General features: G+C 66.7%; 20 protein-coding genes, 1 tRNA gene and 1 other RNA gene. 13 read left to right on the plus strand and 9 right to left on the minus strand.

Features of this window, described 5'->3' with window-relative positions:
- The 6 genes from H7841_11845 to fba form a co-directional block, all read left to right on the plus strand.
- Window positions 1-182: hypothetical protein (locus tag H7841_11845; GenBank protein ID MEO5337570.1), on the plus strand; the 182-nt coding region annotated here is incomplete at its 5' end.
- 338 nt (window positions 183-520) lie between these two features.
- A complete protein-coding gene (locus H7841_11850; GenBank protein ID MEO5337571.1) occupies window positions 521-1,162 on the plus strand; it encodes a response regulator transcription factor in 642 nt (213 codons plus the stop codon).
- A 125-nt stretch (window positions 1,163-1,287) separates the two neighbouring features.
- The gene (glpX, locus tag H7841_11855) at window positions 1,288-2,274 is read left to right on the plus strand and encodes a class II fructose-bisphosphatase (GenBank protein ID MEO5337572.1); all 987 of its coding nucleotides are present in this window, start codon (window positions 1,288-1,290) and stop codon (window positions 2,272-2,274) included.
- A 2-nt stretch (window positions 2,275-2,276) separates the two neighbouring features.
- Window positions 2,277-3,218 (plus strand): phosphoribulokinase, encoded by a 942-nt coding sequence (locus H7841_11860; protein ID MEO5337573.1) that lies wholly within the window; start codon window positions 2,277-2,279, stop codon window positions 3,216-3,218.
- Between the two features lie 45 nt (window positions 3,219-3,263).
- Entirely contained in the window at window positions 3,264-5,243 is a 1,980-nt protein-coding gene (tkt, locus tag H7841_11865) for a transketolase (GenBank protein ID MEO5337574.1), read from the plus strand.
- A 67-nt stretch (window positions 5,244-5,310) separates the two neighbouring features.
- Window positions 5,311-6,375: a fructose-bisphosphate aldolase class II gene (fba, locus tag H7841_11870; protein MEO5337575.1), complete on the plus strand. Its 1,065-nt coding sequence runs from the start codon at window positions 5,311-5,313 to the stop codon at window positions 6,373-6,375.
- Window positions 6,376-6,513: 138 nt separating this feature from the next.
- On the opposite strand, the gene H7841_11875 is transcribed toward fba, so the two are convergent.
- The 5 genes from H7841_11875 to H7841_11895 form a co-directional block, all read right to left on the minus strand.
- A tRNA-Met gene (locus H7841_11875) sits at window positions 6,514-6,590 on the minus strand.
- Between the two features lie 60 nt (window positions 6,591-6,650).
- Window positions 6,651-7,061: a hypothetical protein gene (locus H7841_11880; GenBank protein ID MEO5337576.1), complete on the minus strand. Its 411-nt coding sequence runs from the start codon at window positions 7,059-7,061 to the stop codon at window positions 6,651-6,653.
- Between the two features lie 113 nt (window positions 7,062-7,174).
- Window positions 7,175-8,179, minus strand: coding sequence for an oxidoreductase (locus H7841_11885; GenBank protein MEO5337577.1), 1,005 nt, complete (start codon window positions 8,177-8,179; stop codon window positions 7,175-7,177).
- Between the two features lie 93 nt (window positions 8,180-8,272).
- Window positions 8,273-8,671, minus strand: a complete 399-nt coding sequence (locus H7841_11890; protein MEO5337578.1) for a hypothetical protein — start codon at window positions 8,669-8,671, stop codon at window positions 8,273-8,275.
- A 154-nt stretch (window positions 8,672-8,825) separates the two neighbouring features.
- Window positions 8,826-10,157: a dihydroorotase gene (locus tag H7841_11895; protein MEO5337579.1), complete on the minus strand. Its 1,332-nt coding sequence runs from the start codon at window positions 10,155-10,157 to the stop codon at window positions 8,826-8,828.
- 101 nt (window positions 10,158-10,258) lie between these two features.
- Between H7841_11895 and H7841_11900 the strand changes: the two genes are divergently transcribed.
- The 4 genes from H7841_11900 to H7841_11915 all read left to right on the plus strand — a co-directional run bounded on the left by H7841_11900 (window position 10,259) and on the right by H7841_11915 (window position 12,749).
- The gene (locus tag H7841_11900) at window positions 10,259-11,287 is read left to right on the plus strand and encodes a response regulator (GenBank protein MEO5337580.1); all 1,029 of its coding nucleotides are present in this window, start codon (window positions 10,259-10,261) and stop codon (window positions 11,285-11,287) included.
- 62 nt (window positions 11,288-11,349) lie between these two features.
- Window positions 11,350-11,772 (plus strand): flagellar biosynthesis repressor FlbT, encoded by a 423-nt coding sequence (locus H7841_11905; GenBank protein MEO5337581.1) that lies wholly within the window; start codon window positions 11,350-11,352, stop codon window positions 11,770-11,772.
- 68 nt (window positions 11,773-11,840) lie between these two features.
- Window positions 11,841-12,170, plus strand: a complete 330-nt coding sequence (locus H7841_11910; protein MEO5337582.1) for a TusE/DsrC/DsvC family sulfur relay protein — start codon at window positions 11,841-11,843, stop codon at window positions 12,168-12,170.
- 195 nt (window positions 12,171-12,365) lie between these two features.
- Window positions 12,366-12,749 (plus strand): (2Fe-2S)-binding protein, encoded by a 384-nt coding sequence (locus H7841_11915; protein MEO5337583.1) that lies wholly within the window; start codon window positions 12,366-12,368, stop codon window positions 12,747-12,749.
- Between the two features lie 10 nt (window positions 12,750-12,759).
- Here H7841_11915 and rnpB read toward each other — a convergent pair.
- Window positions 12,760-13,170: RNase P RNA component class A (gene rnpB, locus H7841_11920), an RNA gene on the minus strand.
- 130 nt (window positions 13,171-13,300) lie between these two features.
- Here rnpB and H7841_11925 point away from each other — a divergent pair.
- Both H7841_11925 and H7841_11930 read left to right on the plus strand, forming a co-directional pair.
- Window positions 13,301-17,431 (plus strand): hypothetical protein, encoded by a 4,131-nt coding sequence (locus tag H7841_11925; GenBank protein ID MEO5337584.1) that lies wholly within the window; start codon window positions 13,301-13,303, stop codon window positions 17,429-17,431.
- A gap of 127 nt (window positions 17,432-17,558) precedes the next feature.
- Window positions 17,559-18,284, plus strand: coding sequence for an autoinducer binding domain-containing protein (locus H7841_11930; protein ID MEO5337585.1), 726 nt, complete (start codon window positions 17,559-17,561; stop codon window positions 18,282-18,284).
- A gap of 41 nt (window positions 18,285-18,325) precedes the next feature.
- Here the strand turns inward: H7841_11930 and cysQ are convergent, their stop codons facing one another.
- The 3 genes from cysQ to amrB are packed head-to-tail and all read right to left on the minus strand — an operon-like array spanning window position 18,326 to window position 20,555.
- Window positions 18,326-19,126, minus strand: coding sequence for a 3'(2'),5'-bisphosphate nucleotidase CysQ (gene cysQ / locus H7841_11935; GenBank protein MEO5337586.1), 801 nt, complete (start codon window positions 19,124-19,126; stop codon window positions 18,326-18,328).
- Window positions 19,123-19,758 (minus strand): AmmeMemoRadiSam system protein A, encoded by a 636-nt coding sequence (gene amrA, locus H7841_11940; GenBank protein ID MEO5337587.1) that lies wholly within the window; start codon window positions 19,756-19,758, stop codon window positions 19,123-19,125. Before amrA ends, cysQ begins: the two co-directional genes overlap by 4 nt.
- On the minus strand, window positions 19,755-20,555 hold the full coding sequence (amrB, locus tag H7841_11945; protein ID MEO5337588.1) for an AmmeMemoRadiSam system protein B: 801 nt from the start codon (window positions 20,553-20,555) through the stop codon (window positions 19,755-19,757). Before amrB ends, amrA begins: the two co-directional genes overlap by 4 nt.
- A gap of 79 nt (window positions 20,556-20,634) precedes the next feature.
- Between amrB and amrS the strand changes: the two genes are divergently transcribed.
- Window positions 20,635-21,741, plus strand: a complete 1,107-nt coding sequence (gene amrS, locus H7841_11950; protein MEO5337589.1) for an AmmeMemoRadiSam system radical SAM enzyme — start codon at window positions 20,635-20,637, stop codon at window positions 21,739-21,741.
- Window positions 21,742-21,829: the final 88 nt, after the last annotated feature.

Genomic DNA, 21,829 nt, shown 5'->3' on the forward strand with positions numbered 1-21,829 from the left:
CTGGCGGGGCGGGCGCGGCTGAAGAACGTATCGTCATCGTCGTCATCGCCCAGGTCGAAGGGGCCCCGACGGGGCGCCAGGTCCGCGTACAGGCCGGCCCCCAGGCCGCCGGCATCTTCGTTCTTATTTATGATCGGATATTCGGGATACATGACACGGTCTCCAGTCTGGTGTTGGATTAATGTTCCCATACAGCCCCAGTTCCGTCGACGAGGTCTGACTATCGTGATCCAAGTCACCCCGAAATTAGAAAGAACTACGCCGCATGATATGTCGATATTCCTTAATGATTCCGCAAATGTCAAGCATAATAGGTGAACATAACGGAAGATGGGAATCGGAACTCCTCCAGATGTCCGTGCTCCCAGGCTTTGGCGAAACCCTCCGTCTTCATCCGATTGCCACCTCTCCAATCCCCTGTTGCCAAGTCGCGATTCCACGTGTATGCATGGGGAAAACCTACCCATTCAGGGGGTGGGAATTAGCAGGCTTCACGATACCTACCCGTTCAGGGGGTTCCATGGTGGACGCGCCGCGCCGCAAGCAGAGCATCGACATCGTCATCGCCGAGAAATCGCCGTTGGTGCAGTCGGGCCTGGAACAACTTTTCTCCACCGACGACCGCTTTACCGTCATGGCCACGGCGGCTGATGGGGAGCGTTTCATGGAGGCCGTCCAGCGCCTTTGCTTCGATATCGGGGTGATCGGCTGGGATCTGCCCTACCTGGACGGCCGCGGCGTGCTGGACGCCCTGCGCGGCAGGGAGAACTCGCCGCGCATCGTCGTCTACACCGGCAACGCCTCGCCTGACGTGCCGCGCCAAGTCATGCAAATGGGCGGCGCCGGATTCTGTTCCAAAAGCGAGCCGCCGTCCCGTCTGGTCGAAACCGTGCTGGCGGTCGCCGAGGGGCGCATGGTCTTCCCGTTCATGGATATGTCCAAGCCGGCCAACGACCCCTTCGGCAGCCTGACGGCTCGCGAGCAGGAACTGCTCGCCGCCCTGTCCCTGGGGCGCACCAACGCTCAGATCGCCAGCGACCTGGATATCTCGCTCAATACCGTGAAATTCCATCTGAAGAACTTGTTCAGCAAGCTCAGCGTCAAAAACCGCGCCCAGGCCGTGGCCTGTTACCTCAAATCCCATAGCCACTTGGGACACTGAGGCCGAACGGGTGGGGGTGCCCCGCCCGAAAGAGAAATCTTCCTCCCCCGGCAGGGTGTTTTCCCGTGGGGTGGGTAGGTTGGATAGTGTGGTGCGGGTAGGCGGATCGGAGGAGAGGACTGCCCATGGAGTCGATCCCCAAGGGGCTCTGCGAGGGACCGATCTTCGTTTATGCGTTGCGCTCGGTGACCGAGGCGGCGGCCCGTGCCGCTTACGAATGGATCGGCCGCGGCGAGCGCCACCAGGTCGGCCAGGCGGCTGCTCAGGCGATGATCGACGAGTTGATCCAGCTCCCCATCCATGGCCGCGTGGTGGTGGGCGAGTCGCTGGCCACCGGTTCGGGCAGTCTCTGCCTCTGCACCGGCGACGAGATCGGCGATGGCCACCGCAAGCGGCGCTTCGACATCGCGGTCGATCCGGTGGAAGGCACCTCGTATCTGGCGCGCGGCATGACCAACGCCATGGCGGTGATCGCACTCGCCCCCCAGGGCAGCATGTTCGATCCCGGCCCCGCCTTCTACATGGAAAAATTCGTCGCCCCGCCGGCCGCCAAGGGCAGGGTCGATCCGGCGGCGCCCGTCGAGGCGCGGCTGGCGGCCTTGGCGGCGGCGCTCGGCAAGCGCATCGAGGACCTGACCGTCTACGTCCTGGAAAAGCCCCGCCACCGCGAACTGGTGGAGCGCATTCACGGCGCCGGGGCGCGGGTCGCCCTTTATCCGGCCGGCGACGTGGCCGGCGCCTTGATGGCGGCCATTCCGGAATCCGGCATCGACGCCCTGATGGGCACCGGCGGCGTGCGCGAGGGCCTGATCTCGGCATGCGCCATCCGTGCCTTGGGCGGGGAGTTCCAGGGCCGCCTGGACCCGCAACTGGCTACCGAGAAGGCCGAGGTCGCCAAGGCCGGCCTGGATACCCGCCGCTGGCTGGGCGGCGAGGACCTGATCCGATCGGACGAAGTCTACTTTTCGGCCACCGGGGTCACCACCGGTTTGCTGTTCGACGGCGTCGAACGCACCCGCCACCACGAGAAGACCCAGAGCCTGCTGATCGCCGGCCCCGGGAGCGGACGGCAGCTTCTCACCACCTACCATCCGCGCCGGGAGGCCGTCTGAGCATGCAGCCCTTCAAGCAGGTCAACCGCCCCATCATCCTTGGCATCGTCGGCGATTCCGCCGCCGGCAAGACCACGCTGGCCGCCGGCATCGCCACCATCCTGGGGCCGGACAAGGTGCTGACGTTCTGCACGGACGACTACCACCGTTGCGACCGCAAGGAACGCGCCAAGCGCGGCATCACCGCCCTGGCCCCCGAAGCCAACCACCTGGACATCGTAGAACAGCACCTGCACCTGCTGCGCCAGGGCCAGCCGATCCTGAAGCCGGTCTACAACCACGACCGCGGCAGCCTGGAGCCGCCCGTCTATGTCGAGCCCCGCGAATACATCATCGTCGAAGGTCTGCTGGGCTACGCCACCCGGGCCATGCGCGACGCCTTCGACGTCAAGGTCTACCTGGAACCCGACGAAGCCCTGCGGGTCCGCTGGAAGGTGCAGCGCGACTGCGCCCGGCGCGGCTATTCCCCCCAGGAGGTCATGAAGTCCCTGGAACGCCGCCGCCGCGACAGCGTCACCCACATCCAGCCCCAGCGCACCTTCGCCGACATGGTGGTGAGTTTCCATCCTCCCGACGGCAACGCCGAGGAGACCGGGGCCCATCTGAACGCCCGCCATATCCTGCGCCCGACCCTGCCCCATCCGGACCTGTCGCCGATCCTGGAGGCCGGCGCCAAGCGGGGTTTCCGTCTGGAACTGGCGCGCGACGTGGACGGCAAGCCGGTCGACATGCTGGAAATCGCGGGCGATATCGACGACAGGCGGGCCCGCGCCATGGAAGACCTGCTGTGGAACCTGATTCCCGAGGCGGCCCACCTGCGCGAGAACGTGGGCCGCTTCACCGACGGACAGGATCGGGTGGCGATGAGCCATCCGCTCGCCCTGTCCCAGCTTCTCATCACCTATCACATGGTGAAGGCCGCCTTGGGCCACCACGCCATCTGACCCGACCATAACCAAACCAACCAAGCGACAAGGAGACGCCGAACGATGACCGCGACGCACCACGAAATGGCCAACGCCATCCGCTTCCTTTCGGTGGATGCCGTGCAGAAGGCCAAGTCCGGCCACCCCGGCATGCCCATGGGCATGGCCGACGTGGCCACCGTTCTGTTCACCAGGTACATGAAGTACGATCCGCGCCAGCCCAAGTGGGCCGACCGCGACCGCTTCGTGCTGTCGGCCGGCCACGGCTCGATGCTGCTGTACTCGCTGCTGTACCTCATCGGGGTCGAAGACTTCTCGGCCAAGGAACTATCCAACTTCCGCCAACTGGGCGCCCGCGCCGCCGGCCATCCCGAATACGGCCACGGCGCCGGCATCGAGGCGACCGCCGGCCCGCTGGGCCAGGGCATCACCATGGCGGTCGGCATGGCTTTGGCCGAACGCATGATGCAGGCCCGCTTCGGCAAGGAGGTGGTCGATCACCACACCTACGTGATCGCCGGCGACGGCTGCCTGATGGAAGGCATCAGCCAGGAAGCGATCTCGGTGGCCGGCCACCTGAAGCTGAACAAGCTGGTGGTCATGTGGGACGACAACGAGATCTGCATCGACGGCAAGACCAACCTGACGCTGTCCGACGACCAGCTTGCCCGTTTCGCGGCCTCCCAGTGGAACGTCATGAGCATCGACGGCCATGACCCGCACGCCATTGCCGACGCCCTGGAAAAGGCCAAGCACAGCGACCGCCCGACCCTGATCGGCTGCAAGACCACCATCGGCTACGGCGCGCCCAAGCTGGCCGGTTCCCACAAGACCCACGGCGCCCCCCTGGGCGACGAGGAGATCATGGGCATGCGCGAAGCCCTGGGGTGGGAGCATGCTCCGTTCACCGTGCCGGAGAACGTCATCGCCGAATGGCGCAAGATGGGGGCCACCGGCGCCGCCGCCCGCGAAGCCTGGGAACGCCGCCTGGGTGCCCTGGACGGCGCCAAGAAGGCCCAGTTCGAGCGCCTGCAGAAGGGCGATTTGGGCAGCGAGTGGGAAGCCGCCTTCAACGCCTACAAGAAGGGGCTGGCCGAATCCAAGCCCAAGAAGGCGACCCGCGTATCGTCCGGCGACGTGCTGGAAGTGCTGACCAAGGCCATCCCGGCCATGATCGGCGGTTCCGCCGACCTGACGGGGTCGGTCAACACCAAGACCGCGTCGACGGCTTCCATCTCGCCCGACAACATGGCGGGCAGCTACGTTCACTACGGGGTGCGCGAGCACGCCATGGGCGCCATCATGAACGGCATGGCGCTGCACGGCGAGTTCATCCCCTATTCGGGCACCTTCCTGGTGTTCGCCGACTACATGCGCGGCGCCATGCGCCTGTCGGCCCTGATGGAACAGCGGGTGGTCTACGTGCTGACCCACGACTCCATCGGCCTGGGCGAGGACGGCCCCACCCACCAGCCGGTGGAGACGGTCGCCAGCCTGCGGGCGCTGCCCAACTTCAACGTCTTCCGTCCTTGCGACGCGGTCGAGGTGGCCGAATGCTGGGCGCTGGCGCTGAAGTCCACCAAGACCCCGTCGGGCATGGTGCTCAGCCGCCAGAACCTTCTGGCGGTGCGCACCATCCATACCGACGAGAACCTTTGCGCCAAGGGGGCCTACGTGCTGGCCGAGGCCGAGGGCGGTGCCCGCAAGGTCACCCTGATGGCCACCGGCTCGGAAGTGGAAATCGCCATGGCGGCCCGCGCCAAGCTGCAGGCGGACGGCGTGCCCACCGCCGTGGTTTCCATGCCCTGCTGGGAACTGTTCGAGGCTCAGGATGCCGGCTACCAGGAGAAGGTGCTCGGCAAGGGTTGCGTCCGCGTCGGCATCGAAGCCGGCGTGCGCATGGGCTGGGACCGCTGGCTGGGCGACAAGGGCGCGTTCGTGGGCATGAAGGGCTTCGGCGCTTCCGCCCCGGCCGAACAGCTTTTCGTCCACTTCGGCATCACCGCCGACAACGTGGTCAAGGAAGCCAAGGCCCGCCTGTAAGGATTGCGGCCTCCCCCTCGGCGAGGGGGAGGCCGTCAACGATAACCTAGGGAGCAAGGAGACAACGATGCCTCTCGTTTCGATGCGCCAGTTGCTGGATCACGCCGCCGAGCACGGCTACGGCGTTCCGGCCTTCAACGTCAACAACCTGGAACAGGTCAAGGCGATCATGGAGGCCGCCGCGGCCACCGACAGCCCGGTGATCCTGCAGGGCTCGGCCGGCGCCCGCAAGTACGCCGGCGAGGCCTTCCTGCGCCACCTGATCCTGGCCGCGCTGGAAGCCTATCCCGCCATCCCGGTCTGCATGCACCAGGACCACGGCACCAGTCCGGCGGTCTGCGCCCGCGCCATTCAGTCCGGCTTCTCGTCGGTGATGATGGACGGCTCGCTGAAGACCGACGGCAAGACCCCGTCGTCCTACGACTACAACGTCGCGACCACCCGCCAGGTGGTCGACATCGCCCATGCCTGCGGCGTGTCGGTGGAAGGCGAACTGGGCTGCCTGGGCAGCCTGGAAACCGGGCAGGCCGGCGAGGAAGACGGCGTGGGCGCCGAAGGCACCCTGGACCACAGCCAGCTGCTGACCGACCCCGGTGAAGCCGCCGAGTTCGTCAAGGCGACCAACGTGGACGCCCTGGCCATCGCCATCGGCACCTCGCACGGCGCCTACAAGTTCACCAAGAAGCCCACGGGCAAGATCCTGCGCATCGATCGCGTCAAGGAGATCCACGAGCGCATCCCCACCGTCCATCTGGTGATGCACGGGTCGTCCTCGGTGCCGCAGGACTGGCTGAAGATCATCAACGATTTCGGCGGCGACATGGGCCAGACCTACGGCGTTCCGGTCGAGGAAATCGTCGAGGGCATCAAGCACGGCGTGCGCAAGGTGAACATCGACACCGACCTGCGCATGGCTTCCACCGGCGCCATCCGCAAGCACATGGCGGAAGACCGCAAGAACTTCGACCCGCGCAAGTACCTGGCCGAGGCCCAGAAGGGCATGGTCGGCATCTGCAAGGCCCGCTACGAGGCCTTCGGCACCGCCGGCTGGGGCTCCAAGGTCAAGGTGGTCTCGCTGGAAAAGATGTTCGACCGTTACGGCAAGGGCGAACTCGACGCCAAGGTGAAGTGATCCACCCCTCGGGGTCGATCAAGACGGAAGGGCGGGCCGCAAGGTCCGCCTTTTCTCTGTCTCCGGGAGAAATGGAGTGGCGGGGTTCCCATAGCAGATCGGCCCGGCTCGCAAGAGCCGGGCCGATCGGTCGGTTGTTGGTAGCGGAGGAGGGATTTGAACCCCCGACACATGGATTATGATTCCACCGCTCTAACCAGCTGAGCTACTCCGCCATCGGTCCTCCCGCGGGGGCACGGGGGAAGCCGCTGTGTACCTGGGAATCCGTTTCCCTGTCAAGGGTTGGAGTCCTCTTTCGCATCGACTTCCTCGGCCTCCACGGGAGCCACCGGCATGGCGGAGGGGGCCGGTTGTTCGGCCGCCTGCGGCGGGGCGACGGCGGAAACCCGGCGTTCCGGCGTCTTGACGGTTCCCGGCTTCTGGTAATCGGCGGGGAAGGGATTGACCGGATGGAGCATGACCTCGGGCTTCGGCTCCGGGCGGTCATAGTTACGTGGCGCCGGCCCGAAGTGGTTCACCAAGCGGCGTTCGTCGCGGAAATTGGGGGTGTCGTAGCAGGTCACGGCGCCCAGGCTCTGGTAACAGTAGACCGGTTCGTAGCCGGCCACCGCCTTTTCGTACCGGGTGGTGCCGGAGCAGGCGGCGCACAGCAGGGCCAGGGCCAGCAGCGCGAAGGGCGTCTTCATGGGTCGGTCTCCGTCCTGGATGGTCTTCCCGTTCTCTCGGCGGAAGACCATTCAAGCGGCGTGCCAGGGGCTTCCGGACGCCGGATAAGGATGGAGTCGCAAGGACATGAACCCTAGGTGGACAAATCGACCACCGTCCGGCCCTGGGTGTCGCCCCGGACAATCCTGCCGCCCAACCCGGGTACCTGGGCAAGGCTTACCGTGTCGGTCAGCGCGTCCAGCTTGTCCTTGGGGAGGTCGCGGGCCAGACGCCCCCAAGCCTCCTGGCGCCGTTCCATGGGGCACATGACGGAATCGATGCCCAACAGATTCACCGCCCGCAACAGCAGAGGGATGACCGTCATCTCGACCTTAGGGCCGCCGGCCAGGCCGACCGCCGCCACGCTGCCGCCATATTTCAACCCAGCCATCACGTTGGCCAGGGCGTTGCCGGCCACGTTGTCGATGGCGCCCGCCCAGCGTTCCTTGCCCAGCGGCCCCTTGGGGGCCAACTCCAACTCGGCGCGGTCGATGATATGGGCGGCTCCCAGGCCGCGCAGGTATTCGCCGTGGGTGCCGCTACGTCCGGTGGAAGCGGCCACGCTGTATCCTAGCGCGGCCAGCAGGGTGACGGCGATGCTGCCCACCCCGCCCACCGCGCCGGTTACCAGGACATCTCCGTCGGCCGGCTTCAGGCCATGGGCCTCCAGGGCCATCACCGCCAGCATGGCGGTGAAACCGGCGGTACCGATGGACATCGCCTGTTTGAGGTTGAGGCCTTTGGGCAGGGGAACCAGCCAGTCCGATTTGACCCTGGCCTTGGTGGCGTAGCCGCCCCAGTGGGCCTCCCCGACGCGCCAGCCGGTGAGCAATACCGCGTCTCCGGGCTTGAAGCGGGGGGATGCCGACGCGATGACCGTGCCCGAGAAATCGATGCCGGGCACATGGGGGTAGGTCCGTACCAGCTTGCCCAGGCCGGACAGCACCATGCCGTCCTTGTAGTTTAGGCCCGAGTAGGCCACCGCCACGGTGACGTCGCCTTCCGGCAGGAAAGAGTCGTCGAGTTCGCGGATGGCGGATTCGATGGCGCCGTTCTTTTCCTCGATGACCAGCGCGGTGAAGCCGTTGCGGTCGGGCATGGCATCTTCTCCAGGACGAAATGGACAAGGCGCCCAACAATCCCGTTTCGCTGCGGGATTGTAAAGGGCGCCTTGCGAAACTCAGGCCGGACCTCAGGCCGCGCGGCGGGGCGGGCGTCGCTTTTCGCCTAGGTGGTCGACCCAGCCGAGCAGGCCGGGGAAAAGGGCCCGGCCATGGCGCCCGCGATAGGCCTCGGCGCAGGTCTCGTCCTTCGAGCAGTCGGCGAAGCCCAGACGGACGAAGCTGGTCATCAGGAAGACGTTGACCGCGCAAACGATTCCGAACAGGCCCCAGTGGACCAAGTGGTTCTGGTTCAGCCAGTTCTTGATGGGCAACTGGTAGTCGATGGCCACCCAGACCGTCGCCAGGAACCAAGCCACACCCAGGAAGGCGAACAAGTTGGCCGCCCACTCGTGGGTCATGCAGAACCACTTCAGGCGGCTGGGGCGCGCCTTGCCCTCGGGCCACATGTCGTTGCTGGGATAATCCATGATCGTCTCCCTGTTTGCCGGCCCGTTCCCATGAAGCGCCCGTGCTTGCCGCAAGACCGACAGGTTAATCCCGCCGGTAAATTACCTTTTTCTAATGTTTGATGGTAACAAAAATGCCGGAAGGGTCAAGCGGCTTGTAAGGAAATATCAAAGCTTAGAGCGCTTCCAGGAATTTGATGGCGGTGCCCGATGGCCGGCCAAGCAGTTCATCCTCTCGCATGATGAACTGCCCCCGGAGGAGGGTGGCGACGGGCCAGCCGATGGCTTCGAAGCCATCGAAGGGGGTCCAGCCACAGCGGCTGAGAGACCAGCGGTCGGTGATGGTGCGTCGGGCCGCCAGGTCGACTACGGTGAAGTCGGCGTCGAATCCCAGGGCCAGCCGGCCCTTTCCGGCGATGCCGAAGATGCGGGCCGGGCCGGCGCTGGTCAGGTCGACGAAGCGTTCCAGGCTCAGGCGGCCGGCGGCCACGTGGGTCAGCATGACCGGCACCAGGGTCTGCACGCCCGGCATGCCGGACGGGCTTTCCGGGTAGGGATTGGCCTTTTCGGCCAAAGTGTGGGGGGCGTGATCGGACCCTAGGCAGTCCACGAGACCCTGGTTCACGGCGGCCCAGAGAGCCTCGCGGTGGCGGGCGTCGCGGATCGGCGGGTTCATCTGGGCGCGGGTCCCCAGGCGCTCGTAAGCCTCGGGCGCCGCCAAGGTGAGGTGCTGCGGGGTGACTTCGACTGTGGCGATGTCGCGGAAACCGGGCAGCAGAGCCATTTCTTCGGCCGTAGTGACGTGCAGGACGTGTACACGGCGCTTCAGTCCCTTGGCCAATGACAACAGGCGTTGCGTGGCGCGCAGGGCGGTTTCCACATCGCGCCATTCGGGATGGCGGGCCACCGGAGCGCCGCCTTCAACCAGGGCGCGGCGTTCCTTGAGCCGCGCCTCGTCCTCGGCATGGACCGCCATGCGCCGGCCGCCCTGGGCCAGGACCTGGGCCAAGGTGGCGTCGTCCTCGACCAGCAGGGTGCCGGTGGACGAGCCCATGAACAGCTTCACCCCGGCGCAGCCCGGCAGGCGTTCCAGTTCGGGCAGTTCCTCCAGGTTCTCGCGGGTGGCGCCCACGTAGAAGGCGATGTCGCACCAGACCCGATCCTTGGCGCGCCGGCATTTTTCGGCCAGGTCGCCAGCGGTCACGGTGTTGGGCTTGGTGTTGGGCATGTCGAAGACCGCCGTCACGCCGCCCATTGCGGCGGCCGCGGTCCCGGTGCCCAGGTCTTCCTTGTGCTCCATGCCGGGTTCGCGGAAATGCACTTGGCTGTCGATGACACCCGGCAGTACATGCAGGCCGGCGGCCTCGAAAACCTCGCTGGCCTCCGCCCGCCCCAGGTCGCCCAAAGCGGCGATGCGCCCGTTCCGGACGCCGACGTCGCAGACCGCCAGACCCGATGGCGTGGCACAGGTCCCGCGCTTGAGGATGAGGTCGAACCGGTCGATCATGCCCGGTCACCATACAGGATTCGACGGAGACAAAAAAGGGCACGGATTCCCACTGCGAATCTGATAAAATGGACGTCTTCGGGATATTGAGCAGGACGGGTATGCTGCAGAGGCCTTTCATCAAACTGTTGCTGGTCGAGGACAATCCGGGCGACGCGCGCCTCGTCCAGGTGATGCTGGAGGAGGTGGGCGGCTTCGAGATCGTCTGGGCGGCGACCTTGGCCGATGCCCTGGCAAGGGTGGAAGACGGGGGCCTGGACGCGGCCCTCCTCGACCTGTCCCTGCCGGACAGCCATGGCTTGGAGACCTTGCGTCGCCTGCGCGACAAGGCGCCGGGGCTGCCCATCGTCATCTTCACGGGTTTCGACGACGAGGAACTGGGCCTGCGCGCTGTCCAGGAAGGCTGTCAGGACTACCTGGTCAAGGGGCAGGGAGACGGAAACCTGGTTCGCCGCACCCTTCACTACGCCGTTGAACGCAAGTTGGCGGACGAAGACCGTCGCCGCTATGTCGAACGCCTGAAGCGTACCCTGATGCAGACCGTGCACGCGGTCTCGCTGACCATCGAGATGCGCGATCCCTATACCGCCGGCCACCAACGCCGGGTCGCCCAGTTGGCGGTGGCCATCGGCCGCCATCTCAACCTCGACCGCGACGTCCTGGACGGCCTGGAGACCGGGGCCCTGATCCACGACCTGGGCAAGATCAACGTGCCGGCGGACTTCCTGGCCCGCCCCGGCCATCTGTCGGAGGCAGCCTTCCGGGTAGTCATGGCCCATCCCCAGGTCGGATTCGAGATCGTCTCGGGTATCGAATTCCCTTGGCCGGTAGCCACGATGATCCTGCAGCACCACGAACGGCTGGACGGGACCGGCTATCCCAACGGAATCTCGGGCGACGAGATCATCCTGGAGGCACGGATTCTCGCCGTGGCCGACGTCGTGGAGGCGATCAGCTCGCACCGTCCCTACCGACCCTCGCTAGGCCTGCGGGCGGCCATGGAGGAGATCCGGAACCACGCCGGCATTCGTTACGATCCGCGGGTTGTCGAGGCCTGCGAGGAGGTCATCCAGTCCCACGAATTCGATCCGAACGAGTTTCCTTCCGAAATTCCCGCCCTCCTGATTTGACCGGACGCCTCTCCTGAAGCATTCTTTGCACGATGGATCGGCCAACACGCGGAGGGAAGACCATGGACCAGGACGCCAAGCCCGTCATTCTGATGTTGGACCCGGGCGAGACCGGGATACTGGGCGGCATGACCGTCCGGAATTCCGGCGACTCACCCATCCAACTGGAAGTGAACGGAGAAGGCCCGGTGCTGCGGGGCAAGATGATGATCGCCCCCGACCAAGCCACAAGCCCCGCCTTGCGGGTCTACTTGGCCGTGCAGTCCATGTACCTGGAACCGCAATCCTTCCCGCAGACCTACAAGCCGTTTCTCGACATGGCGCGCGAACTGGTGGGCCAAGTGCCTTCGACCGGCGTCATCATGGCCGAGATCGGCGAGTATCTGGCGGCCGGAGACTTCCGGTGCGCCCTCGAGCAGTGCTTCGATCTCTTGCGCTACGAGGCCCTGTTGGAGGAGAAAGCCATGGAAGGTAAAAAAAAGTAGGCGGCCATCCGCCGCGTTCTTCGACCATAAAGGGGGGCGCCCCCCAGGACATTAGAGGAGGAAAACCGATGGGTTATGCGGATCTGGCGAAGACCAGCAACGGCTATCTCGAGAACCTGGAGGACTGGAACGAGTCGGTCGCCAAGGAGATCGCCGCCGAGGAAGGCATCCCCGAACTGACCAAGAAGCACTGGGACCTGATCAACTACCTGCGCGCCGAATACATCGACAACGGCGGCCATCAGCCCAACGACCGCAACATCGTCAAGGCGATGTCCGACCTGTGGGGCGAGAACGTGGGCACCAAGGACCTTTACACCCTGTTCCCCAAGCAACCCTCCAAGCAGGCACCCAAGATCGGCGGGTTGCCGGAGTCCAAGCGCAAGGGCGGATACTGATCGCTGTCCGCGACAGCGACGGAAAAGGAACCCCGGACGCCCCGCGGCATCCGGGGTTCGTCTTGTCGGCTGTCCGACATCGCGTTCCGGTCGCGACAATGGGGCGGTTCCGGAAAGCCCAGGATTCCTGGGGCCGGACATTGGCACGGGGGTTGCTGTCTGGCGGGGGAAGCAACCCGCAACAAGGAGAGACCCGTGGCCAACGTCACCTTCAGCGGCCCGCCGCTCGCCAAGGACGTCACCGTCTATGCCGTGGCCGGCGACACCCGGACTCTGCTGGCGCTTGCCAAGCAGCATGAGATCCCCATTCCCTGCCAATGCCAGGACGGCGAGTGCGGCTCCTGCCTGATCAAGGTCACGCCCTTGGGGCCCAATCCGCCGAAGGCCCAGCACCTGACCGAGAAGGAGAAGCTGACCTTGTCGGTGAACGGCAAGCTGACCAAGGAAAGGCTGGCCCGCGCCGAAGTGGACGACGTTACCCCGCCATACCGGCTGGCCTGCCAGTACATCGTGCTGGACCAGGACATCTTAGTCGAATTCACCGGCGAGCCGGGGGTGGAGATCGACTTGCGCCGCTGAAGGGCGAAACGGTGCCAGACGGCCTGTAAGCCGGGTTCTGTCCCCGCGGTATCCCCTTGCGGGGACGGACGGGGGATGGCCATTCGTCTGGGACGTCCGTCGCCGGACGCCTCGCGCGACACACCCGGACGGCGGCACGAAAACCCGCCTGCCGGGTTGCCCCGGCATGCCGTCCCTATTCGGTCTTGCTCCCGGTGGGGTTTACCGTGCCGCCCCCGTCGCCGGGGGCGCGGTGCGCTCTTGCCGCACCCTTTCATCCTTGCCGGCAGGCCGAAGCCCCGGCCGGCGGTTTGCTTTCTGTGGCACTTTCCCTGGGGTCGCCCCCGCCGGACGTTATCCGGCACCGTGTTTCCGTGGAGCCCGGACTTTCCTCCCCACCGCCCCCTCGCGAGGGCGGCAAGGCGGCCATCCGGCCGTCTGGCACCGCACGCAGGGTAGCCCTCCCCGTGGACGGCCCGCAAGGCCAGAGTTGCGAATCGCGTGGGATTCGATTCTCCGGGCCGAGTCGTGTAAGATCACCGCCCTTCGAGGGAACCTGGGCAGGAACCGGAATGATCGCCAGGCAGCCGAGCCGGCAGATGCCGCCGTCCGAAGCCCCCGCCGAGCCTGCGGAAACCGCAGCGGAGGAGGGCTTCCCGGACGCCGTCGCCCATGCCCTGGAGGAAGCCGGCATCCTGGTCCCCGACGACTGGCACCCGCCCGTCTGGGACCGCTACCGCATTCCCACCATCTTGGGTGTGGCGTTGACGCTGGCCTGGATGGCGGGGGCAGGCTTCTATCTGGGCGAGCGCATCTCCTGGACCGACTTCCTTTACCTGCTGCCCCACGAGGTGGGGGGGCTGATGGCCGGCTTGCTGACGCCGCCCGCCCTCCTGTGGCTGGTGGTCGCCCACCTGGAACGCGGCCGTAGCCTGCACCGCGAGACCGAGGTGCTGCGCGCCCATTTGCGGCAGATGATCTATCCCTCCGACAAGGCGCGGGAATATGTCCGCGATATCACGGACTCCCTGCGCGGCCAGGCCCGCGACCTCACGCGGGCCTCGGAAGAGGCCTTGGCACGGGCCGACACGGTCACCGAAATGGTGCGCCGTCGCACCCTGGAACTGACTCAGGTCTCCCAGGATGCCGACCTGCGCACCCATGCCATCGCCGAAGCCCTGCGACGGCAGACCGAGGACCTTCAGGCCGCCACCGAGCGGGCCACCGAACGGGCCCGACTGGTCGGCGACCGCCTGCACCGCAACGCCCACGAACTGGTGGTGTCCTCCGACCGCGCCTCGGCCCAGAGCGAAAGCGTGGCCGAGGCCCTGCGCCGCCGCACCGAGGACTTGGCGCTGCTGGCCGACAACTCGTCCAAGCGAGCTCTTGACGTGGCCGAGGTCTATCAGGCCCGCACCGAGGAACTGGGCTCGGTGACGGCGCGCGCCACCCAGCACATGGAAACCGCGGCCGAACGCCTGCAGGGCCGCCTGGATGGCTTGGTGGCGGGATCGGAGACGGCCGCCGCCCGTATTCACGAGACCGCCGAGGCGCTGCATTCCCATGCCGTCGACCTCAGCCGCCGGTCCGACCGCGCCCATGCCCAGGCTGAACAGGTGCGCGACTCCCTGCGGCGCCAGACGGAAAACCTGACCGAGGTCTCGGGGGTGGTGGCGGCACGCGCCTCCGAGATCGAGGCGGCGCTGGCCCGCCAGGGCGAGGCGGTGGCCACCGTCGCCGACCGCGTGGTCGATCGGGTACAGAGCCTCGGCGACCTTCTCAAGGGCCAGGCGCGTGACCTGGGCGACACCACCGACCGCATGGTCCAGCAGGTGGAAGCCGGCGGCGAGACCCTGCGTCGCGAGGTCACCGTCCTGGGCGAGGCTACCGGACGGGCCGAGGAAAGGACACGCGCGGTGGCCGAGGCCTTGCGCGGCACGTCCCAGGACATGACCGCCGTCGCCACGCGCACCCTGGAGCTGGCGGGCCGCGCCGGCCAAGCCCTCAAAGCGCGCGCCGACCAGTTGGCCGAGGCCGGCGATGGGCTGGCCAACGCCTCGGGCGAGGCGGCGCGCGTCCTACAGGAACGCAGCGAGGACTTGGACCGTGCCTCCGCCTTCGCGCAGTTGCGGGTGGGGGCGGTGGGCGAAGCGTTGCGCCAGAGCGGGCACGACCTGTCGGTGGCATCCGAGAAGGCCGCGACGCAGGTCTCGGCCGTGGTCGACCAGTTGCAGCAGGCCTCCTTCGGGCTGGGCGCCGCCGCCGAAAAGGGAGTGGGGAACCTCGATGCGACGGCCGGCGCCGTGCGGCGCGGCACGGCGGAACTGGAAGCGGCACGGGACAAGGCCGGAAGCCTTCTGGAGTCTTTTCGCGGACAACTGGAAACGGCCATCGCCACATCGGATACGGCGGCCCAGCGCCTGCGCAGCCTGGGCGACGTGGTGCGCGAGCAGTCGGTCAACCTCGGCCAGACCTCCGATCAGGCGGTCCAGCAGGTGGAGATGGCCGGTCATCTATTGCGCGAGCAGGCCGAACGGCTGGCCGAGGTGGCCGACCGCGGCAACCGGGTGATGAGCGGCAGCGGCATCATCCTCAAGCAGCGTTCCCAGGAACTGGACGAGACTACCGAACGGGCCACCGGCCGCCTGCAGAACGCCGCCGAGGAAATGCGCCGCTCGCGCCAGGATCTGATGACCAACGCGGATCAGGTGGAAACCCGGGTCCTGTCCATGGCTGACGTGCTGCGCCACCATTCCGACGACTTGGCGGCGGTGACCGGACGCGCGCTGGGCGAGGTGGAAAAGGCCGGCGAGGCCTTGCACCTGCGGTCCAGGGAAGTTACCCAGTCGTCGGACCGCGCGGCGCGGCTGCTGGCCCTGGTTACCGATGCCATGCGCAAGCAGGCCGAAGACTTGACCATGGCGACCGACAGCGCCACCGCCCGTATCGACGGCACCGGCCAGGCCCTGGAAGCCCGCCGCCAGGCAGTCGAGGCCGCCGCCCATGCCGCTGTGACAGAACTAGCCGACGTGGGCAAGGTGTTGCGCGAGGAATCGGAAAGCCTGGAAGCCTTCTCGGAACGCGCCGTGCGGCGCCTCGGCTCGGTAACCGAGAACCTGCGTTCCGGCGCCGAAGCCGTCGAGCGGGTCGCAGAGGCCAGTACCGGCCGCATGCTGGCGGCCGGGGGCGAGGCGGAACGGAAGATCCTCGACACCTCGGCCATGGCCGACGCCATCGCCGCCAAGCTGGGCCACCTGGGCGATGGCCTCTCGGAAAAGGCGCGGAGTCTCGACGGGACCTTGGACCGGGCCGGTGCGCGGCTCGATCAGGTGGGCGACATCCTGTTGAACCGGGCCGAGGTCGTGGCCAAGACCACCGATGACGCCTCGCGTCACATCCGCGGCTTCGGGGAACTGGTGGCTCACCAGGCGCGGACCCTGGCCGACGTTTCGGACAAGGCGGGCCAGCATCTGGGCTTGGCCGGCGAGGATTTGCAGAGACGGTCGAACGATCTGGGCGCGACCATGGATCGGGCGGTGCGCCTGCTGTCCTTGATGAATGCCGGCCTGAAGCGGCAGACCGAGGATCTGGGTGCCGTGTCGGACGCCGCCAGCAGCCGCATCGAGACCGTGGGCGAGACCATCCGCGCGCGCAGCGAGGAAATCGCCAATCTGGCCGACCGCAGCCTCGGACGGCTGGCCGATGCCGGCGAAGACATGGGCCGCCGGGCCCGCGACATGACGGCCGCCTCCGACTTGGCGACCACGCGCCTGCGGACGACCGCCGAGGAGATGCGCCAACGGGGCGAGGAGGTGGCTTCGGTCTCCGAGACCTCGATCCAGCGCCTGGCCAAGGTCGGCCTCAGCCTGGGCAATCGGGCCCGCGAGGTGCAGGCGGCGGCCGACGGCAACCTGGAACGCCTTGAAAAGCTGCGTCGGTTGCTGGAGGTGCAGGCCAATCAGGCCCAGCAGCAGACAGCGGAACTGGCTGTCCAGGCGACTGCCGCCCAGGAGTCGCTGGAACAGCGCATACGGGCCTTCGAGTCGGCCCACGCCAAGGCCGAGGAAGGCATGGAACGTTTGGGCGGCTCCCTGGACGAAAAGGCTCGCAAGGTGGCCGATGTCTCGGACTTGGCGACCGCCCGGGTGCGCGCTTGGGACAAGACGATCGAAGACCGCACCCGCGATCTCGGTCAGGCCACCGAACATGTGGTCTCCAAGGGCCGCGAGATTTCGGATGCCGTGGAAAGCCATGCCCGCAGCCTGAAGCGTGCCGTCGCCGAGGCCGGAGACCTGAAGAAGGCGCTCGACGACCAGACCCGCCGTGTCGCCGTGGACGACTTCCTGCGCCGCGCGACCTTCATTTCCGAACGCCTGCAATCCCTGGCGGTGGATATGAGCCGGGTTCTGGAGACCCCGATCACCGAGGACGACTGGAAGCGCTACCAGGGGGGAGAGACCGGCATCTTCGTCCGCAAGATGCTGGGATTCCGCGAGAAGCCGCGCTTGGCCGCCATCGCCCAGCGCTACAGCCAGGACGGCGAATTCCGCGACTATATCAACCGCTACATGGCCGACTTCGAAGCCATGGTCAAGGAAGCCCGCCAGCGCGACCACCGCAATGTGCTGGGCACCACCTTCCTGACGTCCGACGTCGGCAAGCTCTATCTGCTGCTGGCCAGGGCCCTGGGCCGCGAAATCTGATCCCGAATTCCGCGCAGGAGAAAAAGTCTTTCGCGTGTCATCGAAAGTAATGGTATAATTCTTCGTTGCGGGCCGAGTCTCGAAAAGTCCGGGGTGCGCGTGGCCCAGGCGGGAGAGTGACGCCAGGATGTCTTATACTTTCTCCGATTTCATCGACCGCATGCGGGGCCTGGAGCGCCCCGACCCGTTGCGCGTCGCCATGGCGCGCTTCGCCGAAGGGCTAGGGTTCGAAAGCTTCATGTTTCTGCACCACGACGCCAATAGCGGCGAGATGCTGTTGCTATCCAACTACGCGCCCGGCTGGCAGGAACACTATATCGCCAACGACTACGCTCTCGTCGATCCGGTGGCCTTGCAGGTGTCGCGCTCCACGTCCCCCTTCTGCTGGGGCCACGACGCCTATCTGGCCCGCCTGGAGGAACCGCAGAAACATCTGATGAACGAGGCCGGAGAATTCGGCATCCGGCGGGGACTGGCCTGCGTCTGGCGCAACGGCGGCGGCGTACTGTCGGGCATCTCGGTGACCACCGCCAAGTCCGAAGAGGAATTCCAGCGTCAGGTCAACCGCTACCGGGTCGACATCGAACTGGCCTGCCTCTATTTCTGCAGCCATGTGGAAAACCGGGTCATGGCGCCGGCGGGGCGGGTCTATGGCGATCTGCTGACCGCGGGCGAGAAGGACTGCCTGATATGGACCCTGCAGGGCCGCAAGGTCGACCAGATGGCCGCCGCCTCCGGCATGACCGAAGCCGGGGTGAAGGACTGTCTCAGGGCGGCAGTCGTCAAGCTGCGCGCCGTCGATGTCCTGCACGCCGCCGCCAAGGCCGTGGAAATGGGCCTGATCTGTCCCTAATGGCGCCAGCCCGGGCCGGAGGCGAAGGCCTCGCGTCGAATCTAGTCCGGTTTCGTCCAGCGAATGCCCGGACCGTGGGCGACGAAATGGGGATTCTCGAAGCCGGGCTTGCCGTAGAACAAGTCGGTTCCGTCCAGCTTCGCCACCTTTCCCCCCGCATAGCGCAGCACCGCATGGCCGGCCGCCGTGTCCCATTCCATGGTGCGGCCCAGGCGGGGATAGAGATCGGCTTGGCCGGTGGCGACGCGGCAGAACTTGAGCGAACTGCCGGCGCTCACTTCCTTCTTGATGGTGAACTGGGCGAGGAAGGTGTCGGTCTCCGGGCTGCGATGATTGAGGCTCACCACCGCCGACAGGCCGTCGGCAGGCGCTTCCCGGCAGGCGATGGGACGGGCTTGGCCGCCGCCGGTCTCGGCGAAGGCCCCGTATTGGCTGCCGACGAAGGTCTGGTTGATGGCCGGGGCGTGGACTACCCCCAGGACCGGCCGGCCGCCGTCGATCAGGGCGATGTTGACGGTGAAGTCGCCGCTGCGCTTGACGAATTCCTTGGTGCCGTCCAAAGGATCAACCAGCCAGAAGGGCGCCATCTTGCCCGTCAGGTCCGGGGCGTGGCCGGCGGCCACCGATTCCTCGGCGACGATGGGGTAGGCGTCGGTGACTTCCTGGCGCAAGGCCGCGATGATGATGTCCTCGGCCACCTGGTCGGCTTCGGTCACCGGGCTGGCGTCGCCCTTGAACTCGACCGCGAAATCCTTCTCGTAGATCTTCATGATGGCGCGCCCGGCGCGCTTGGCGATGTCGTTGACCTTGTCGATGACGGAAAGGGAGATGTTGACGGTCACGGGCGGCTCCACAGGGATGCGGGATCGGGAAGGGCGGACGCCTTCAGTTCCAGGGCGACAAAGCGCCAGGCGCGGAAGGCGGGCGAGAAGTGGTCGACGGGCATGCCGGCCTTCATCTTGAGGTGGCCCAGGAACTGCCGGGGGTCGGGCAGTTGCTCCCAGACCGAAGGCAGGAACAGGGCGCGCCGGGCGCCGTCGGCGATCACCAGGCCGTCCAGGTGGGGTCTGAGGGCGGCCAGCAGACCGGCCTCGTCGGCGAAGGGAATGGGCGACTGGGCGCTGAGCAGGGAAATGGACAGGTCCAGCCCCGCGATTTCGGCGGACGAAAGCTGAGGGAAGCGAGGATCGCGGAAGGCGGCCGAGAAGGCGTTTTCCGCCACGTCGCGGGCCAAGGGCTGGTGGGCCATCGGCGAGCCGATGCAGCCGCGCAGCCTGTCTTCGCGATGCAGGGTGACGAAGCAGGCTCCCTGGGCCTGCAGGTCGGGCGGGAAATCCGCCAGGTCGATGGGCAGGGGCCGATGGTGTTTCAGGCCGTGCTCGATGGAGGCGGCGGCCAAGCGCAACAGCCGCTCGCCCTGGACTTCCACCAGACGGCGGGTCGCCGCTTCGAAGGCGTTCTCCTGGACGGTCATGCGGCCGGTTCCAGGAAGACCCAGGAGCCGTATCCCACCACCCGGTCCTTGGGCCCCGCTGTATCGCCCGAATTGCGGACATCCACCGTCTCGATGGTCATGCGGCGCCGCTTGGCGAGCGCCAGCAGGCCGCGCACCGGAAAGCGACCGCAGGCGCCGTCTTCGGGGATGGCCTCCCCGTCGAAGGTCTCGATGGCGCGGCAGGTTTCCGCGTCCACCTGGTGGGCGCTGTCGTAGTCGAGGTAGTGACTGAGATCGGAACTGACCACGATCAGGGTTTCCGGCCCGCCCCATAGGCGCTCCAGCACCTCCGCGATCTCGTCCGGGCTCGCGAAGCCCACCACGAAGGGAACCAGGGCGAAGGTCCCCAGAACCTCCTGCAGGAAGGGCAGGTGGACTTCCAGGCTGTGTTCCAGGGCATGGGTGGCGTCGAAAACCTGGACCTGGGGCAGGTCGAGGACGCTCTGGATGGCCGCCTTGTCTACGGGGATCTGGCCCAGGGGGGTGACGAAGGCGTCGGCGCCGCTGGCCGCCAAGCCACGCACCGGCACCCGATGGCAGGGGCCCAGCAGCACCACCCGCGCGATCCGCCCCTTGGCCGGCACCAGGCGGGCGTAGGCGCTGGCGGCCACCGGCCCTGAATAGACGTAGCCCGCATGGGGGGCGATGATGGCCTTGGGAACCGGACCGGCCCAGGCGCCCGCTTGCGCCAGGTAGCCGCGCACGGCGGCGTCAAGCTGCTTGGCTGTACCCGGATAGAAAGTGCCTGAAACGGCCGACTGGCGTACAATGGTCATGGGCCTTCCTTCGTTCCCATATGAATCCTAGGTAATCCCGCCGGGCAGGCCTGTAAAGGACGGTTTTTCGGAGGTGGCCATGCCGGAAGGCGAAAGTTATGCGACCTTGGAGGACGGCGTACAGAGTCTGCATCCCGGCCGCCACTGGCATGCCCTGGAGGACGGCCGCATCCAGTGCGATATCTGCCCGCGCGCCTGCAAGCTGAAGGAGGGACAGCGGGGACTATGCTTCGTCCGTGCCCGCCACGGGGACCATATGGTGCTGACCACCTACGGGCGCTCCAGCGGCTTTTGCATCGACCCCATCGAGAAGAAGCCGCTCAACCATTTCCTGCCGGGCACGCCGGTGCTGTCCTTCGGCACGGCGGGCTGCAACCTGACCTGCCGCTTCTGCCAGAACTGGGACATCTCGAAGGCCCGCGACTTCGACCGCCTGCAGAACCAGGCCGGCCCCGAGACCATCGCGGCGGCGGCGCTCAAGACCGGTTCCCGAAGCGTCGCCTATACCTACAACGACCCCACGATCTTCTTCGAGTACGCCATCGACGTGGCCCAGGCCTGCCGGGCGAAGGGCATCAAGAACGTGGCGGTGACGGCGGGCTACATCTCGGCGGAGCCCCGCGCCGAGTTCTACCGCTGGATGGACGCCGCCAACGTGGATCTCAAGGCCTTCACGGAATCCTTCTACCAGCGCCTTTGCAGCGCCCATCTGGAGGCGGTGAAGGAGACCCTGGTCTACCTGGTCAAGGAAACCAAGGTCTGGGTGGAGATCACCACCCTGGTCATCCCCGGCGAGAACGACGGCGAGACGGAATTGAACGAACTGGCCGCCTGGGTGGTGGAAGCCCTGGGACCGGACGTGCCCTTGCATTTTTCCGCCTTCCATCCCGACTACAAGATGCTGGACCTGCCTCGCACGCCGCTCGCCACCCTGGTGAAGGCGCGCGACATCGCGATCCGGCACGGGGTTCGCTACGCCTACGTGGGCAACGTCCATTATCCGCCGGGGGACGGCACCTATTGTCCGGGCTGCGGGACCGAGGTCATCGGGCGCGACTGGTACGAGATCACCGCCTGGCGCCTGACTCCCGACGGCCATTGCCGGAAATGCGGCACCGCCTGCGCCGGCATCTTCGACGGCCCGCCCGGCAAATGGGGCCGCAAGCGGGTGCCGGTGCGGCTCTGATAACATGGGAAAGTTGCTTCCGGCTTGGGGCGCGAGCGCGCCGGGGCTTTTCGGACGGTCTACCTGCAAGGCCGCCCCACGTCGGGGA

The sequence above is a fragment of the Magnetospirillum sp. WYHS-4 genome (assembly GCA_039908345.1).
In the GTDB taxonomy this organism is placed as follows: domain Bacteria; phylum Pseudomonadota; class Alphaproteobacteria; order Rhodospirillales; family GLO-3; genus JAMOBD01.

Excerpts from the sequence above, each read along its gene's own strand:
- H7841_11850 (MEO5337571.1), top strand. The coding sequence starts at position 521 with ATGGTGGACGCGCCGCGCCGCAAGCAGAGCATCGACATCGTCATCGCC.
- glpX (MEO5337572.1), top strand. The coding sequence starts at position 1,288 with ATGGAGTCGATCCCCAAGGGGCTCTGCGAGGGACCGATCTTCGTTTAT.
- H7841_11860 (MEO5337573.1), top strand. The coding sequence starts at position 2,277 with ATGCAGCCCTTCAAGCAGGTCAACCGCCCCATCATCCTTGGCATCGTC.
- tkt (MEO5337574.1), top strand. The coding sequence starts at position 3,264 with ATGACCGCGACGCACCACGAAATGGCCAACGCCATCCGCTTCCTTTCG.
- fba (MEO5337575.1), top strand. The coding sequence starts at position 5,311 with ATGCCTCTCGTTTCGATGCGCCAGTTGCTGGATCACGCCGCCGAGCAC.
- H7841_11880 (MEO5337576.1), bottom strand. The coding sequence starts at position 7,061 with ATGAAGACGCCCTTCGCGCTGCTGGCCCTGGCCCTGCTGTGCGCCGCC.
- H7841_11885 (MEO5337577.1), bottom strand. The coding sequence starts at position 8,179 with ATGCCCGACCGCAACGGCTTCACCGCGCTGGTCATCGAGGAAAAGAAC.
- H7841_11890 (MEO5337578.1), bottom strand. The coding sequence starts at position 8,671 with ATGGATTATCCCAGCAACGACATGTGGCCCGAGGGCAAGGCGCGCCCC.
- H7841_11895 (MEO5337579.1), bottom strand. The coding sequence starts at position 10,157 with ATGATCGACCGGTTCGACCTCATCCTCAAGCGCGGGACCTGTGCCACG.
- H7841_11900 (MEO5337580.1), top strand. The coding sequence starts at position 10,259 with ATGCTGCAGAGGCCTTTCATCAAACTGTTGCTGGTCGAGGACAATCCG.
- H7841_11905 (MEO5337581.1), top strand. The coding sequence starts at position 11,350 with ATGGACCAGGACGCCAAGCCCGTCATTCTGATGTTGGACCCGGGCGAG.
- H7841_11910 (MEO5337582.1), top strand. The coding sequence starts at position 11,841 with ATGGGTTATGCGGATCTGGCGAAGACCAGCAACGGCTATCTCGAGAAC.
- H7841_11925 (MEO5337584.1), top strand. The coding sequence starts at position 13,301 with ATGATCGCCAGGCAGCCGAGCCGGCAGATGCCGCCGTCCGAAGCCCCC.
- H7841_11930 (MEO5337585.1), top strand. The coding sequence starts at position 17,559 with ATGTCTTATACTTTCTCCGATTTCATCGACCGCATGCGGGGCCTGGAG.
- amrA (MEO5337587.1), bottom strand. The coding sequence starts at position 19,758 with ATGACCGTCCAGGAGAACGCCTTCGAAGCGGCGACCCGCCGTCTGGTG.
- amrB (MEO5337588.1), bottom strand. The coding sequence starts at position 20,555 with ATGACCATTGTACGCCAGTCGGCCGTTTCAGGCACTTTCTATCCGGGT.
- amrS (MEO5337589.1), top strand. The coding sequence starts at position 20,635 with ATGCCGGAAGGCGAAAGTTATGCGACCTTGGAGGACGGCGTACAGAGT.